This is a genomic window from Bacillus sp. FSL R12-0074, from assembly GCF_038005725.1.
In the GTDB taxonomy this organism is placed as follows: domain Bacteria; phylum Bacillota; class Bacilli; order Bacillales; family Bacillaceae_G; genus Bacillus_A; species Bacillus_A mycoides.
In genome coordinates this window covers 1,637,537-1,652,856 of the sequence record NZ_JBBOTR010000001.1, presented here as the reverse complement: position 1 = coordinate 1,652,856, position 15,320 = coordinate 1,637,537, and the positions used below count along the sequence as shown (strand labels likewise).

Here is a 15,320-nt window from a genome sequence, read left to right as displayed (position 1 = left end):
AAATAAGACACTCAAAATGAGTGTCTTATTTCATAATTGTTGATATTGCCTGCTTATAAATAAGTTGTTGTTTTCCATCTACTAATATTAATACTGTAAATCTATCTACTCCAACTACTTCCCCTACTATTCTTACTCCGCTCTTTAAAAATATAGTAACTGCACCTTTTTCTTCTTTTATTTGTTTATACAACTCTTCTTGTAAATGTTCCATAACTGTTTTCCCCTTTACAAATAAATAATCCTAATATAAAAAAATAAAGATTAATCACTTATATACTTTGTCTTTTATATTCATAAACTTATTAATTAGTATATCTAAATCTCGACTAAATAACAAAACTTTATTATGATCTAATCCATGCCTAGCAACAAGTTGAATTAACTCTTTCTTTTTGTGTTCTATTTTATTGTGTAATTGTCCCATCTCCATCTCTATACTAAAACTCCTTTTTCCCATAATATTACTTGTAAAATTATAGTACATTTCCACTCATAAAAAAATAAAAAAATGGCTTTTTTTACAAATTTTATATTTATGAAAAGAAATTTTAATGTAATTGTAAGTTACATACCCCTTTCATTTGCAATACATTCACCTAGTATACACTTCCATATTGTTTTACCATTTTTAAAAAAGCGCTATGAAACAAAGTAAATATCACATTTAAATCCGATCACAGGCTCTTGTCTAATTAGAAGTAAGACTTGCTCCTTTTCTAAATAAAAACATATCTTATAAAGTAATCCATTAGTTATATAGATTAATTTCCTAAAAAGGAGGAAAAAACATGAGCTTTGGTGGTAGTTGCGCTGGTTTCGGCGGTGGATTTGCTTTACTCATCGTGCTATTCATCCTTCTAATCATTATCGGATGTAGCTGTTGGGGTGGCGGCGGAGGGTTTTAAATATAATACGTATCCTTTTCGCTAAACTCTAAATGAATGAAATAGGTTAACTAAAAACTATACGAAAACAGCTCATATTTGAGCTGTTTTTTCATACTTTCGTATGAATTTATGTCCATCTTTTTTGTGATTTCAACTAACAAGAAATCGTTTACTATGGAATAAGAAACATTTTTACTAAGGAGGATTATAATGATTAAAGGTCTTTATGAAGCACATTTACCTGTCTGTAATTTAGAAATTTCGATACCTTTTTATGAATCACTGGGGTTAAAATTATATAAAAGAGACAACGATATCGCCTTCTTTTGGTTTGTAGAAAATGAAAGTTGGATTGGTCTTTGGGAAGGAAAAGAATACAAAGTCAATTATCATCCATCCTTACGACATATCGCTTTCCAAGTAAGCTTACACGATTTAGAAAACGCAATACACTGGCTCAAACAGAAAGGAATTCCAGCGCGAAAAGACTTTGGAATGGAGCCAATTGAGCCAATCGTTTTTCCAGAATTAGCACACGCCTCCGTATATTTTAACGATCCTGATGGAAATAGTTTAGAATTCATTGCACAATTACCTGTTGGACTACCTAAAGCAGAGAAAATGTATTTAATTGAATGGAAAAAGCATGTACAAACATCGCCAATAGATAGGGATTAATTTTTATGTCAGTGCAATCAGTTTCTTATTCCACACTTCTTAGAACAAATAAAAACTTTAAAAAACTATTTTATGGTCAAACATTAAGTGTACTTGGGGATTGGTTTTATACTGTCGCTTTATTAACACTCGTCTATAGCATAACAGAATCTTCATTTATGTTAGCACTCACCTTTATGAGCAAAGGGTTACCTCAACTTCTTCTGATCCCATTCATAGGCGGACTTGTAGACCGTTTTTCAAAAAAGAAAATTATGATTTTTACCGATATTTTACGAGGAATTATCGTCCTCACTTATTTATTAGCATTCTACAAAATTGAAATTATTTTCGTTTCTAATATATGCTTAGCAGTACTCTCTTGCTTATTCGAGCCTGCTAAGCAATCAACTCTAAAAAATATCGTACATCAAAAGCATTTTGTAACCGCTAACTCTCTTTCTAGTACAATCAATGGTTTTATGTCTATTATGGGAGCTTCTTTAGGTGGGCTCATTGCACAATCTTTAAGTATCGAGATTGCCTTTTTTATTAATAGCCTATCATACTTTATTTCAGCCTATATTATTTATAAAATAAAGATCCCTTCTCGTGACACTTTTAGCACGAAAAAAGCGTTTTTCACTGATATAAAAGATGGTTATACATACATATTACAAAGCAAAATTATTTTAACATTAATTCTTGTCGGCATTTCATGGGGCATTATTGGAGGTGCCTATCAGTTACTTCTAACAATCTATGCCGAAAGAATCTTCCACACTAACATTGGTATTTTATATGCGGTTCAAGGGGCTGGACTTATGATTGGCAGTCTCCTCGTTAATCTTTATATGTCTAAAAATGAAGACAAAATGAAAAGAGCATTTGGTTGGGCCTATTTACTACAAGGAATTTTCTTTCTCGGATTCATTCTATCCGATCAACTTATTATCGGTATCATTACATTACTCTGTATGCGTATAGCAGGAGGAATCATCGTTCCACTTGATACGACATTACTACAAACGTATACGCAAGAAAACATGATTGGTAAAGTTTTTTCATTTCATTATTCCATCTACGGATCGCTTATTCAGTTATCTATGTTTATTACAGGGTGGCTTTTAGAAATCCTTTCTCCTCAAGTGATTGGTAGCTTGTTAGCTCTATGCTGTATTTTTGTTAGTTTTATATGGCTTTTCTTGTTTTATCATGGGGAGCTTAGTGAAGAATCTACTATCACTTAATGGCATGTATATGTACATGCCATTTTTATTTATGTCGAAATTCACAAGAAAAAGGCGATTTATTTCTCTTACAATCTAATTTTTTAGAACGTACAATAAATTTAGATTATAAGAAAGGAGCTAACAAAATGTTTGAAGATCGACTTACCATTTCAGCAGAACAACAAAAGCTAATTTCCAATGCAACTCGCATTCAAATTCTTCACCTTTTAAAAGACGAAACACTCACTGCAAAACAAGTATCTACTAAACTAAATAAATCTGCTGGTAGCGTTCACTATCACATCCAAATTTTATTTGACGGAGGCTTACTTGAATTAGTAGATACAAAGGAAAAACGGGGGATTATTGAAAAGTACTATAAAGCAAAATCTGCTCACTTCTATATTGAAGAAGCAGGCACTGAAGGAACAAATACAGGGAGCCATATTGTATCTCATTTATTTTTAACTCCAGAGGAATTACAACAACTCACTTGGGAAATCTCACAAGTTTTATTACGCTGGGAAAGCAAAACCGCTCGTCAATCAGCCTCAGAAGAAGAATACGCTATTTCCTGCCGGATAAAAAAACAATGAAAGAAAGGTCCATATACCCATGAAAAATAAATTATTATTATTGTCGGGCACAGGCATTTCTCGTTTAGGTGATTTTATGTACCTCATAGCTCTAAACTTAATGGTGTTAAATAGTACAAACTCTCCCGCTGCTGTAGCAGGCCTATGGATTGTCGGTCCAATTGCCACCGTTGTTACAAAAATATGGTCTGGTAGTATTGTAGATCGATTAAATAAACGGTCAATTATGCTCATCACAGATATAATTCGAGCAGCTCTCATTGGCTGTATTCCACTATTTGATTCTATTTGGGTCATTTATATTTTTATCTTTTTAACTCGCATTGCTACATCATTTTTCGATCCAGCTTCATTTACTTATAAAACAATGCTCATACGAGCTGAAGAGCGCGCTCAATTCAACGCTTGGAATAACTTTTGTACAAGCGGGGCTTTTATTATCGGTCCAGCCCTTGCTGGAATACTTCTCACCACGTACTCAGCATCCTTTGTTATTTACTGCAACTCACTTTCATTTCTACTTTCTACCATTCTCATTTACTTCTTGCCAAACATTACATTACAAACAAAGCAAAACGAAGAGGTTTCAAATACTTTCTTACAAACATTACGAAGTGATTGGAAACAAGTTTTTTCATTCGCTCGAACGGAAACTTACATAATTCTCATATTCGTTTTATTTCAAGCTACTATGCTTGTTTCTATGGCACTCGATTCACAAGAAGTTGTTTTCACAAATCAAGTACTGTTTTTATCCGATATAGAATATAGCATGCTTGTTAGTATAACTGGTGCCGCTTACGTTTTCGGTTCATTTCTCGTCTCTCTATTTGCCAAACGATTACCAATTCAACATTGTATCGGATTAGGTATGATTTTCACAGCAATAGGGTATGTAATTTTCGCCTTTTCAAATTCATTTATAGTCGCAGCAGGCGGTTTCATTTTACTTGGCATTTCTTCATCATTTGCTGGTACTGGCTTTATAACATTTTATCAAAATAACATCCCTGTACATATGATAGGACGTATCGATAGCGTGTTTGATTCAATAAAAAATTTCATTCAAATCTTTTTCATTTTAGCAATTGGGGCATCCGCACAATTTCTTTCCGTTCAAATTACTGTAATAAGTAGCTCGTTACTCATTCTTTTCCTTTCCTGTTTATTAGCACTCCGGGTAATGACTCCTTCACGAGAAAAATATTTTAAAGCTACAGGATCATCTTTGGAATATTAACCGCAACATAAAAAGCGGCTATTTTTCCGCTTTTCATCCCGCTATTTGCCGGGCAGTAAGATCCCGAGTGGTGTGGGCTAATAATCAGTGGGGGATGAACAAAACCCCCACTGATTAAAATTTCACTTTATGTTAAAATATTTATTGGATCTGATTATGTAGGGGGGCTATTTTGGAGATTATATTCATTTTCATATGTATTATATTAGTAGCTTCTATTTTACAAACAAGTACAGGTTTTGGCTTTTCTATTATGGCAACACCTTTCTTACTCATGTTATTTCTACCACAAGAAGCTATACAAATAAATATCATTTTATCATTAATTATTTCCATATCACTCATTTGGAAAATAAGAATGGACATTGATTTTATTCTACTGAAAAGATTAATTTTCGGAAGTATAGTAGGTGTTCCTTTTGGTATTTTAATTTTCATTTCCATTAACATCAACACATTTAAATTAGCAATTAGCATCCTGCTCTTACTATTAACGTTGATGCTAATATGCAACTTTAAGATTAAATCAACAAAATCTAGAGATTTCTTAGTGGGTGGATTATCCGGTCTTTTAACGACAAGTATCGGTATGCCAGGACCACCCCTGTTACTTTACTTTACAGGAACTGATACGAAAAAAGAGAAGTTGAGAGCAACTACTTTAGCTTTTTATCTATTTATATATTTCATTAGTCTACTAACTCAAATACTCTTTACTGACACAAACAAAACAATTTGGGAATCAAGTTTTTATGCTATTCCAATCGTATTTCTAGGTTTGTATATAGGTCAAATTATTTTCAAATGGCTTAATCAACGGATTTTCAAAATATTTACGTATATCCTTTTAAGTTGCACGGGGGGTTATCTTCTTATTGAAAGTTTGAACTTGTTATAGAGGGTGCTTTAGATAGTGGACAATAATAGATAGGTTCAAACGAAATTATTGCTGCATTTTCAAGTGCGATGGGGCATTCTATATCAAAACTTAAATAACTTTATTGGCAGTTTACAATTAGCAATAATCGTTCTTTCATAAGACAAATATTTTAAATCGAATACTAAATAAAACGATAAAAAGCGGCTGTTATGCCGCTTTTTACATTAAATATTTTATAAAGCAAAGACCTGCACTTACTATCACGAATATATTAAAAAATAAGAAAAACCCTTTTTCAAAATCTGTATACTTTCTACTTTTACTCCGCGTTTTTTTAACTCCATAATAATCATTGCAATTTCATGTGCATACGCACTACTTCCAAATTGTATATAATTGTTATTATATTTAATCTCGAAGACATTTTTCATTTTTTTATGTTGCGAAACGGATTGTATATCCTCTATTGGCATGCTATGTTCATTTGTTTTTTTAAAATAGCAATCTAACCCTTTCATAATCACCCTTTTATTTGTTAAAACGATATAATAATAAAAGGTAGCTCCTGCGTATAATATATTCGGTATGACTTTACTATTTACCATACATCCTTCGTCTACTAACAGTTCCTTCTCAATTTCTTCACCAGCTTGTAATTCGTTGCGAATTGATTCTTCTAGCATTTGTACAGTTAATTTTTTTAGTAACTCTCCATTTCTCACATAATACTTATCTATATTTATAGACTCATTCGCTTCTTTCTCTAAACGTGTAATTTCTTCTTCTGAATATTGGAGTTCGTTTAACATCGATAATAGTCTTTTATCCATATTACACACTCCCCTTCCACAGTTTTTGAAGTTTTTTCTTACCTCGAGAAATTCGATTATATATATAATCCGCTGTTACTTTTAATTCTTTTGCAATATCGTCAATGGAATATCCATCAATATACCTCTTTAAAAAGATATATCGATCCTTTTTATTTAAATCTTGCACTATTTCCATAATCTCTTCTTCTTGTTCTATTTCATAACTATCATGGATACCTTTATCTATTTCTACGTCTTTATCCATTTTGTTCTCTCTATATACTTTCTTTTTATATTCCAATGCCTTTAATTTAGTAATACCCATCATCCAAGATTTTAAGTTTCCCTTTTCTATATCAAATTGGTCGATATGAAACCAAATGACAGTAAATACATCGTTATAACAATCATCTACATATTGTTTCTCAATAGGGGTACTTAATGATTTATGAATAATGTATAAAACTAATTTTCCATATTGATCAATGACTTCTTTCAAAGCATCTTGATCACGTTTTTTCATAGCTATAATTAAATCCTCTTCAGAATCAAAAATCATAAACATCTTCCTTCCTCAGTTCCCCTTTAGCAGCTGCTTTTACTTACTATTGGCATTTCATTCTCATTTTCTATCACTTTTGTAAAAATTTATTAATTTTTATTTCTATGTATATGATAGCAAAAAAATACATTTCTCCTCCAAAAAAGACAAACCCGCATTCCAGGTTTGCCTTTTTACTTATTTCTTATTTAATCCTTTTTCATTTAAAAACTCTTTCATATGCATTCTTTTCTCTTTGGACATAAATGAGCTCATTGATTCCGTCCATGTTACGTTTTTTTGATTTGACGATCTTTCTTTGTAATACGCACTCATCGTTTCATCATATTCGTTTAATAATTCATCATATTTCTTTTCATCGTATCCATTTTCATGAAGAATGGCCGCTACCGGTAAACGTGGCTTAACTCCATGATCTTCATTTGGTACGCCCACTGTCATTCCGAATACCGGATATACTTTATCCGGTAAATGAAGCAATTCACTCACTTCTTTCGGGTTATTACGAATTCCGCCAATATAACAAATGCCGTATCCTAATGATTCAGCTGCAAGTGCTAAGTTTTGTGCAAATAATGAGGCATCTACTGTTGCTACAATAAAGTCCTCTACTCCCTCATATTTAATTTCTGTTCCATGTTTCTCACATGCAGTTTCTAGACGTTTTAAATCCGCACAGCATACAAAGAATGCTGCGCAGTCTTTCACATGACGATTCCCGGATAATTCAGCTAGTTTAGCCTTTAGTTCCTGATCTGTTACATATATAAGAGAATACGCCTGTACAAAATGTGAGGAAGCTGCATGCTGCGCAGCTTGCACCATTCTTTCTACTATCTCTTTTGAAATTGGTTCTTCTTTATATTTACGAACTGAAACGTGTTGCTCCATTTTATGTATCATCTCATTCATAAAAACCACTCCTTTTTTCTCTTCATAATAAAAAATTAACATATCTTTTTCATTATTCACAACTTATAAGCAAAAAAAGAGCACTCCTTTGTGAGTTGCTCTTTTTTAAATACATATTAATATGGTAAATGAAATTATATCGACTTTACACACATAACGACAACGTTAAGCTGCTTTCAATACTTTAATACCTTTAACAATATTCCAAATGAAGTAGTAAATCCCTACAAGAATAAACACTGCATACGTTATAACCATCCCAATTCCAACGCTCTCAGACTGATTGAAACTTAAACCGTATACTCCTGATAAAGCTAACCCTCCAAATAAAATTGCATATGGGAAAACATGTGACCAGAATGCTTTTTTCGCATGATATTTCACTTCATCTTCCGCAACGAAGTAAACGATAATTGGTAGTAAAAATGGTGCAAAAAAGATACTAAAATAACATAGCGAGGATAAAATATTATTTCCTTTCATACGATTCACCTCTAAAGTTTTTTGTTACCTTCATTATGTCAGGAAACCTTTCCAGAAACTATCGCTTTACCTTTCATGAACATGACATTTTTGTAAGATTTTCCTCGAAATAAATCCCGCCTCAAATTTTGGGCGGGATTACTTTAACTATATTCGATTCATAAACCAATATTGCGTAATCGCTAAATATTCTCGTACATTCGATGGAATGATAATTGGCTTCGGTGTTTTGGCCGGAAGCCCTTCTAATTGCAAACCTTGTTTTGCAGCTATTTTTTTCGCTCTAAACATATGGAAATCGTTTGTTACGATCATACCTTTTTTCATATTGGCTGGAATTAACGGTTTTGAGAATTTAATATTTTCATCTGTGCTCGTCGACTTATCTTCCATTATAATGCGGTCTTCTGCAATATTTTGTTTCATTAATCCTTGTTTCATCGCTAATGCTTCTGTAATATCTTCACCTTTTCCTTGGCCTCCAGATACAATAGCAATTGTTTTATCATGTAATTTTAAATACTCAGCTGCTTTATCAATACGATATTGCAATGAATAAGAAGGTTTTGTTCCATTTACTTTCGATCCTAGTACAATTATATAATCCGCATCATCAATTGCATTCATATGCCCATGCTTATAAATGTTATATTGTAAAAACCCCGCATATACGGCGCAAATCATTATAACAACTAAAATATACTTGATTATTTTCTTCTTTCTCATATCCATATACCCCTATTCCCTTTACTTCCTTTATCATAATATCCATTTATGCGTTTGTATACAGACGAATTCCAATTAAGCCTAATTTATCCTCCAAAAGGTAATATTTCTATTAATTTCGGGAATAGTAAGTACAACTTCGCACGAAGGAGTGTCCCTATTGCTTCTCTTTTTATGTAACGTATCATTCTTTTTCATCTTATTTTTACTATCACTTAAGCTACTTGGTAAATCTGCATTAGCACAACTAACTCCTCATGATTTTGGGGCTATTATCTTTTTATCTTATTTAGCTTTTCAAGCCATACCAGTCGCTGGTGCTTTACAAGCATTTCTCGGTATGGTCGTTATTACATGTTTGCATTTGCTTCTTACAAAATTAAGCCTACTCAACAAACTAAATCGTTTTATTCTCGGACACCCCATTATTTTAATTAAACATGGTGATATTATTTTTGAGAACTTACAAAAAAGTAGATATCCGATCCCTGAATTGCTTTCTAACCTTCGCGTCGCAGGATATCCAAGTGTTCATGAAATCGAGTATGCGATATTAGAAGCGAATGGAGCTATTAGTATTTTACCAAAAAGAGAACTTGTGCCTCTGACTCCAAAAGATTTGAATATAAATGTTAAGTATGCAGGCTTACCAATTGCTCTTATCGTTGATTCACAAATTCAATACGATAACTTAAAATTAATCCATAAAAATGAAAAGTGGTTACATGCAGAGTTAATGGAGAAAGGCGTTACAAATATTAAAAATGTGGCTTTCGCTTCTGTGCAGGAGACAGATGGATCTTTTGCGATTAGTTTAAAAGAATGAAAAAAAATCCCCTTACTTGTTCAAGGGGATTTTCTTCACTATATTGCTTTTTTCTCTCTCGCCATGTTTAACGGAACAGGATGTTTCATACGATTCATCGTAAATACGATAATTGCTGTCAATACTTCCGCTACTGGCATAACGAGCCAAATTCCGTTTATACCAAATACTTTTGGCATAATCCATAACAATGGGATAACAAATAATAAACCTCGGCTCATTATTATAAGTACTGATTTTTTCGTTTGTCGCACTGATTGGAAATACTCTCCATATACAATGTTATAGCCTAAAAATACATATTGAATAAAGAATAAACTAATACCTGTTAACGTTAACTCCAGTAGTTCTGGCGATTGAACATTAAATAAACCTATAATATATTTCCCGAAGAATAAACCGACAACAATTGCAATACCTCCGAGTACAAGCGCAATTTTTATAGCAAACTGCAATCCTTCACGCAATCTTTCTGATAAGTTTGCACCGTAATGGAAACTAGCGATTGGTTGTAACGCTGCACCAACACCGAAGAATAATAGCAATGTCATTGCATGAATACTATTCACCATCGCATAAGAAGCGACTCCTATTTCTCCTGCATATTGAACGAATGCAATGTTAAAACCAATCGTTACGATTGCAACTGTACTTTCTGCTGTAAAACTTGGGAAACCGATCACCATAATTTGTTTAACCGTATCCCATTCAAAATGGAATTTCGTCCATTTTAAAATACTACTTTTTCTAAAGAAGTGAGTTAATAATACAAGGAAACCAATTGCCGCCGAAAGAATAGTAGCTGAAGCAGCACCAGTTACACCCCATCCAAAGATGAAAATAAAAATATAGTCGAACACTATATTTAATACAGCCGTTACAACAAGACCTGCCATTGCTAAATTAGGATTTCCGTCATTTCGTATAAATGTACTTAAAATATTTTCTAAAACGTATATCATTCCAAATGTTAATAACACCTGTAAATAGTCTAATGCGTATGGTAAAATCACTTCATTCGCACCAAATAAATATGCTAAATCTTCTATTCTCCATAAGCAAATAGCCGCTAAAACGCCCACGATAACAACTGCTACTGTCATAGATTGAGTAAAGATAGACCTTGCTCTTTCCAGTTTATTTTCACCTAGTGCAATGGAATATAGCGTTGCTCCGCCCATTCCAATCCATAATGAAATAGAGAAGAAAATTGAAAATGCTGGAATAGCTACGTTTACTCCGGCTAAACCGTTCGCTCCAACTCCTCTACTAATCATGACTGCATCAATCACAATATTAACCGACATTAATACCATCCCAAGAACAGCTGGTATTAAATACGTAATAAATAAACTTTTAATTGGTTTTTCTCTTAATTTTTCTGTTGTTTCCATCATATAAATGCTCCTTTTTCAATGCTCTGTTCACAGTTTAAACCTTCAAGTTACTTGAAGGTCAATAGAGAATCGAAAAATATATAAGCCTATTTTTTAACAACAGGTATTTGAATTTCCGTTACTTGCTCCTTCGGATTTTCTGTTACGGACCAATCAATTAATGCAAGTTCCAGTGCATCTCCGCACACTTCATATCCTTCGTTATCAATGTGCTTTAATAATTCCGTATACGTTGCGTCTGTTTCTTCATATGGTCCATGGTGATAAGAACAGGCAAATATCCCTTCTTTTATTTCATCTGAAGTATGCGCTTCAAAAGGCATGTAATCCAATAAAATAAACACACTGTTATATGCTTGAAACTCATTTTGCATTAATGCTTTTTTTGAAACTGTTACACCGATATCACCTGAAAATAAACTATTATCAATTTGCTTCATATTTTTTTGCAACGAATGGATATAATATTCAAACATATCATCCGTTGTATTTGGTGCAACTGCAATTGCTGTAATTTTTCGTTTCGGTATCTTTTTATAAATAATTTGATTTGCTTCAGATTTCGTCGCTTTCTTCATTAAATGGATTTTATGTTCCATTTTTGCCAAAGCATACTCGATTTCTCTTTGTTTTTTCAGCATCATTTCTTGTTGTTTTTCAAGTAAATTCAGCGCATAAGATGGATTTCGTTCATCAATATATTTCTTTATTTCCTTTAACGGGATGTTCAATTGGCGTAAAAATTTAATCGTATCTAATAGTGAAAACTGATCAATTGTGTAATAACGATAATTGGTTTGAGGGTCAACAATTGACGGATGAAAAATCCCTTTTTCATCATAATAACGTAATGTAGATTCCGCTATATTATGCATTTTCGCCATTTCCCCAATTGTAAAACGTTGATTTAATAACATTTTCTTTCTCCATTCATTATATGTAAACTTTATTACTTCCTATTATATATCTATATCCTCCGTTTCTAAAACGAATCCTCTCATGAAAATCTGCTATTTTTTCATTGATTTTTAATAAATTTTATTATATATTAATTACAGGTTCAAATTACAAGTTCAAAAGAACTCGTAAATAGACCCTTTGTTTAATGGATCTTTACATATTATCATTAGGCAAATTCCGAGAAATCGTATGATAAAAATAAAAAATGATGAGGAGAGGATCAAATGGAATTCGAATTTTTCTTTCAGATTGCACTTATTTTATTAAGTACAAAGCTCGCTGGTGACCTTAGTGTTAGATTAGGTCAACCTTCTGTACTCGGTAAATTAATTGTTGGTATCGTTATCGGTCCAGCTATATTCGGATGGATTGAAAATTCAGAGCTTCTAACACAATTAAGTAATGTCGGAGTTATTCTTTTAATGTTTATGGCAGGACTTGAAACAGACTTAGAAGAATTAAACGCAAATCGTAATTCTTCTTTAGCTGTTGCACTTGGAGGTATCGTTCTTCCATTCGTAGGTGGTTACGTTGCCGGTCTTGTTGTCGGTATGGAACAAGGGAATGCTGTCTTTTTAGGATTACTTCTATGTGCAACAAGTGTTAGTATTTCCGTTCAAACACTTCGTGATTTAGGTAAAATGAAAACACGTGAAAGTACGACGATGCTTGGAGCCGCTGTATTTGATGACATTCTTGTTGTTATTTTATTAGCATTTGCAATGAGCTTCTTAGGCACAGATGACGTTAACTTAACAATGATTATCTTGAAGAAAGTAGTATTCTTTGCTTCTATCATTTTAATTGGTTGGAAAGGTGTTCCAGCAATCATGCGTTGGTTATCACCGCTTCGCGTATCTGAGTCTATCGTTAGTGCTGCGCTTATCATCTGTTTCTCATTCGCATACTTCGGCGAACTATTAGGAATTGCTGGTATTATCGGTGCTTTCGCAGCTGGTATCGCTATTTCTCAAACGAACTACAAACATGAAGTAGAAAAGAAAGTAGAACCAATTGCTTACGCTATGTTCGTTCCAGTATTCTTTGTTAGTATCGGCATGAATATTACATTTGACGGTATTGGCGATCAAATTTGGTTCATCTTAGCATTAACAGTTATCGCTGTATTCACAAAACTAATCGGTTGTGGATTTGGTGCACGAATCACTGGATTTGATGCAAAGTCTTCTGCAATTATCGGTGCTGGTATGGTTTCTCGTGGTGAAGTTGCACTTATCATCGCAGGAACAGGACTTTCTTCTGGCCTATTAGCACAAGATTACTTTACAGCAATCGTTATCGTAGTTATTTTAACAACGATGATTACACCACCAATGTTAAAATACACTTTTGGTGCAAAAGATAAAGCAATAAAAGCAAGTAAATAAGTTTCATATAATAAAAGGAGATTGCTATCTTATAAGAGAGCAATCTCCTTTTTCATTTTATCTTTAAACAATTCCATTCATTTTTAACCAGTTTTCAAACATAGTTCGCGCTTCTTCATCATCGATATCATTACTAAATGAATACACCTTAATGCCATAATCATCTATATATTCACCTAGCTTCATTTCCTCCACTTTTTTGTAAAAATCATCTACCTCATAGTGTGGAATATATGCATCCCAAACTGCCTCATTTATTCTTTTGTACGCTGTCACTTCTAAATCATATCCGTCTTCATAATAACCAATGTGATAATGTTTGTTAGGATCATATTTCTCCATTAAAAGCTCCTCCTTGTAAACAAAAGCGAGCCTTATATTACAGCTCGCTCCTCTCGTTCTATTTATTAAATACGTTCCATCGCTGTCTTCAACGTTCCGAAAATAAAAGCAATTTCTTCACCTGAAATAACAAGCGGCGGTGCTAATGTTAAAACGTTATTATAACCTGCTGTTGTCATACCGTTACGCCCAATAATAAGCCCTTTTTCTTTACAAGCATTTACAACACTTGCAATTTTGTCATTATCAATTGGTTCTTTCGTCGCTTTATCATTTACTATTTCGATTCCAACTAATAGCCCTTTCCCTCTAATATTACCAACAAGTGGATGTTCTCCGATTTCTTCTTTTAATTGATTTAATAAAAGCGAACCCATTTGTGCAGAGCGCTCAATTAAATTTTCATTTTCCATAATCTCTAAGTTTTTAAGCGCTAATGCACAAGCCGCTGGATTTCCACCAAATGTATTAATATGGCGGAAGAATTCATATTCTCCTGTTCCTTTAAATGCCTCATAAATTTCTTTTTTTACAGCTGTTGCTGATAATGGTAAATATGCGCTCGTAATACCTTTTGCCATCGTAACGATATCAGGCTTAACGTCATAGTTCATAAACCCAAATGCTTTTCCTGTACGCCCGAAACCACAAATAACTTCATCACTTATAAGTAGTGCTCCGTGTTTTTGACATGTTTCGTGAATTGCTTTCATATAGTCTTGTGGTGGCATTAAAATACCTCCGCCTGTAATAATTGGCTCCATAATAAATGCTGCTATCGTTTCACTTAATTCCCATGTCATAACACGATCTACTTCTTTCACACACTCTACATCATAAATATTTTGCGATTCCACTTCTGGCATGCGGTAACAATCTGGAGGCGTTACGTGTAAAAAACCTGAAGCAAATGGCTCATATTGATATCTACGTTGTGCTTGGCCAGTTGCCGCCATCGTTGCCATTGTGTTTCCGTGATAACCACGATAACGTGACATAAATTTGTAACGATGCGGTTCACCTTTTTGAGCATAATATTGTCTTGCTATTTTAAAAGCGGTTTCATTCGCTTCTGATCCACTATTAGAGAAGAAAATAACATACTCTCCACCAAGCCACTCGTTTAACTTTTCAGCGAGCTTAATTGCTGGTTCATGTGATTGTGACATCGGAAAATATGATAATGTTTGCAATTGCTTATAAGCTGCCTCTGCAAGCTCTTTTCTTCCATATCCGCTATTTACACACCAAAGACCACTCATACCATCTAAGTATCTTTTTCCTTGTATATCTTCAACCCAGCACCCTTCTGCTTTTGCCCCTACCATTGTACTACTTGGACTAAAGGGACGCATTCCGTGCCACACATATTGCTCATCTTTTGCTAATAATTCATCGGTTTGTTTTGTCTTCATCA

18 protein-coding genes and 1 pseudogene are annotated in these 15,320 nt (G+C 33.4%); 8 read left to right on the top strand and 11 right to left on the bottom strand.

The features are described 5' to 3' along the window. Window positions 1-25: 25 nt before the first annotated feature. On the bottom strand, window positions 26-214 hold the full coding sequence (hfq, locus tag NSS97_RS08600) for an RNA chaperone Hfq (protein ID WP_002012071.1): 189 nt from the start codon (window positions 212-214) through the stop codon (window positions 26-28). Window positions 215-268: 54 nt separating this feature from the next. After that, a complete protein-coding gene (locus NSS97_RS08595; RefSeq protein WP_107887785.1) occupies window positions 269-487 on the bottom strand; it encodes a Spo0E family sporulation regulatory protein-aspartic acid phosphatase in 219 nt (72 codons plus the stop codon). A 304-nt stretch (window positions 488-791) separates the two neighbouring features. On the opposite strand from NSS97_RS08595, the gene NSS97_RS08590 reads away from it, so the two are divergent. The 6 genes from NSS97_RS08590 to NSS97_RS08565 all read left to right on the top strand — a co-directional run bounded on the left by NSS97_RS08590 (window position 792) and on the right by NSS97_RS08565 (window position 5,513). Further along, a complete protein-coding gene (locus NSS97_RS08590; protein WP_000007805.1) occupies window positions 792-908 on the top strand; it encodes a YjcZ family sporulation protein in 117 nt (38 codons plus the stop codon). Window positions 909-1,100: 192 nt separating this feature from the next. After that, window positions 1,101-1,568: a VOC family protein gene (locus tag NSS97_RS08585; RefSeq protein WP_044441406.1), complete on the top strand. Its 468-nt coding sequence runs from the start codon at window positions 1,101-1,103 to the stop codon at window positions 1,566-1,568. Between the two features lie 5 nt (window positions 1,569-1,573). Then, on the top strand, window positions 1,574-2,797 hold the full coding sequence (locus tag NSS97_RS08580) for an MFS transporter (protein ID WP_107887786.1): 1,224 nt from the start codon (window positions 1,574-1,576) through the stop codon (window positions 2,795-2,797). Window positions 2,798-2,925: 128 nt separating this feature from the next. Beyond that, window positions 2,926-3,375 (top strand): ArsR/SmtB family transcription factor, encoded by a 450-nt coding sequence (locus NSS97_RS08575; protein ID WP_000461279.1) that lies wholly within the window; start codon window positions 2,926-2,928, stop codon window positions 3,373-3,375. 19 nt (window positions 3,376-3,394) lie between these two features. Further along, on the top strand, window positions 3,395-4,615 hold the full coding sequence (locus NSS97_RS08570; RefSeq protein WP_016094413.1) for an MFS transporter: 1,221 nt from the start codon (window positions 3,395-3,397) through the stop codon (window positions 4,613-4,615). A 172-nt stretch (window positions 4,616-4,787) separates the two neighbouring features. Further along, on the top strand, window positions 4,788-5,513 hold the full coding sequence (locus NSS97_RS08565; RefSeq protein ID WP_044438095.1) for a sulfite exporter TauE/SafE family protein: 726 nt from the start codon (window positions 4,788-4,790) through the stop codon (window positions 5,511-5,513). Between the two features lie 201 nt (window positions 5,514-5,714). Here NSS97_RS08565 and NSS97_RS08560 read toward each other — a convergent pair. From NSS97_RS08560 to NSS97_RS08540, 5 genes and pseudogenes are all read right to left on the bottom strand, one after another. Further along, window positions 5,715-6,325 (bottom strand): annotated as a pseudogene (locus tag NSS97_RS08560) (PH domain-containing protein). Window position 6,326: 1 nt separating this feature from the next. Next, window positions 6,327-6,872 (bottom strand): sigma-70 family RNA polymerase sigma factor, encoded by a 546-nt coding sequence (locus NSS97_RS08555; protein ID WP_044438094.1) that lies wholly within the window; start codon window positions 6,870-6,872, stop codon window positions 6,327-6,329. A gap of 174 nt (window positions 6,873-7,046) precedes the next feature. Next, window positions 7,047-7,781, bottom strand: coding sequence for an oxygen-insensitive NADPH nitroreductase (gene nfsA / locus NSS97_RS08550; protein WP_107887795.1), 735 nt, complete (start codon window positions 7,779-7,781; stop codon window positions 7,047-7,049). A gap of 165 nt (window positions 7,782-7,946) precedes the next feature. Beyond that, window positions 7,947-8,264: a DUF4870 domain-containing protein gene (locus tag NSS97_RS08545; RefSeq protein WP_002011879.1), complete on the bottom strand. Its 318-nt coding sequence runs from the start codon at window positions 8,262-8,264 to the stop codon at window positions 7,947-7,949. Window positions 8,265-8,411: 147 nt separating this feature from the next. Continuing rightward, window positions 8,412-8,948, bottom strand: a complete 537-nt coding sequence (locus NSS97_RS08540) for a YdcF family protein (RefSeq protein ID WP_306475273.1) — start codon at window positions 8,946-8,948, stop codon at window positions 8,412-8,414. A 202-nt stretch (window positions 8,949-9,150) separates the two neighbouring features. Here NSS97_RS08540 and NSS97_RS08535 point away from each other — a divergent pair, with 202 nt between their 5' ends. Next, the gene (locus NSS97_RS08535) at window positions 9,151-9,816 is read left to right on the top strand and encodes a DUF421 domain-containing protein (protein WP_002126540.1); all 666 of its coding nucleotides are present in this window, start codon (window positions 9,151-9,153) and stop codon (window positions 9,814-9,816) included. 38 nt (window positions 9,817-9,854) lie between these two features. Here the strand turns inward: NSS97_RS08535 and NSS97_RS08530 are convergent, their stop codons facing one another. Continuing rightward, window positions 9,855-11,210: an MATE family efflux transporter gene (locus NSS97_RS08530; RefSeq protein ID WP_107887796.1), complete on the bottom strand. Its 1,356-nt coding sequence runs from the start codon at window positions 11,208-11,210 to the stop codon at window positions 9,855-9,857. A gap of 89 nt (window positions 11,211-11,299) precedes the next feature. Beyond that, window positions 11,300-12,130 (bottom strand): MerR family transcriptional regulator, encoded by an 831-nt coding sequence (locus tag NSS97_RS08525; protein ID WP_002086530.1) that lies wholly within the window; start codon window positions 12,128-12,130, stop codon window positions 11,300-11,302. A gap of 267 nt (window positions 12,131-12,397) precedes the next feature. Here NSS97_RS08525 and NSS97_RS08520 point away from each other — a divergent pair, with 267 nt between their 5' ends. Then, on the top strand, window positions 12,398-13,561 hold the full coding sequence (locus NSS97_RS08520; RefSeq protein WP_107887788.1) for a cation:proton antiporter: 1,164 nt from the start codon (window positions 12,398-12,400) through the stop codon (window positions 13,559-13,561). Between the two features lie 63 nt (window positions 13,562-13,624). Here NSS97_RS08520 and NSS97_RS08515 read toward each other — a convergent pair whose 3' ends face one another. Both NSS97_RS08515 and NSS97_RS08510 read right to left on the bottom strand, forming a co-directional pair. Then, entirely contained in the window at window positions 13,625-13,903 is a 279-nt protein-coding gene (locus tag NSS97_RS08515) for a DUF3986 family protein (RefSeq protein ID WP_044438089.1), read from the bottom strand. A 65-nt stretch (window positions 13,904-13,968) separates the two neighbouring features. Beyond that, entirely contained in the window at window positions 13,969-15,318 is a 1,350-nt protein-coding gene (locus tag NSS97_RS08510; protein ID WP_341112168.1) for an aspartate aminotransferase family protein, read from the bottom strand. Window positions 15,319-15,320 lie beyond the last annotated feature (2 nt).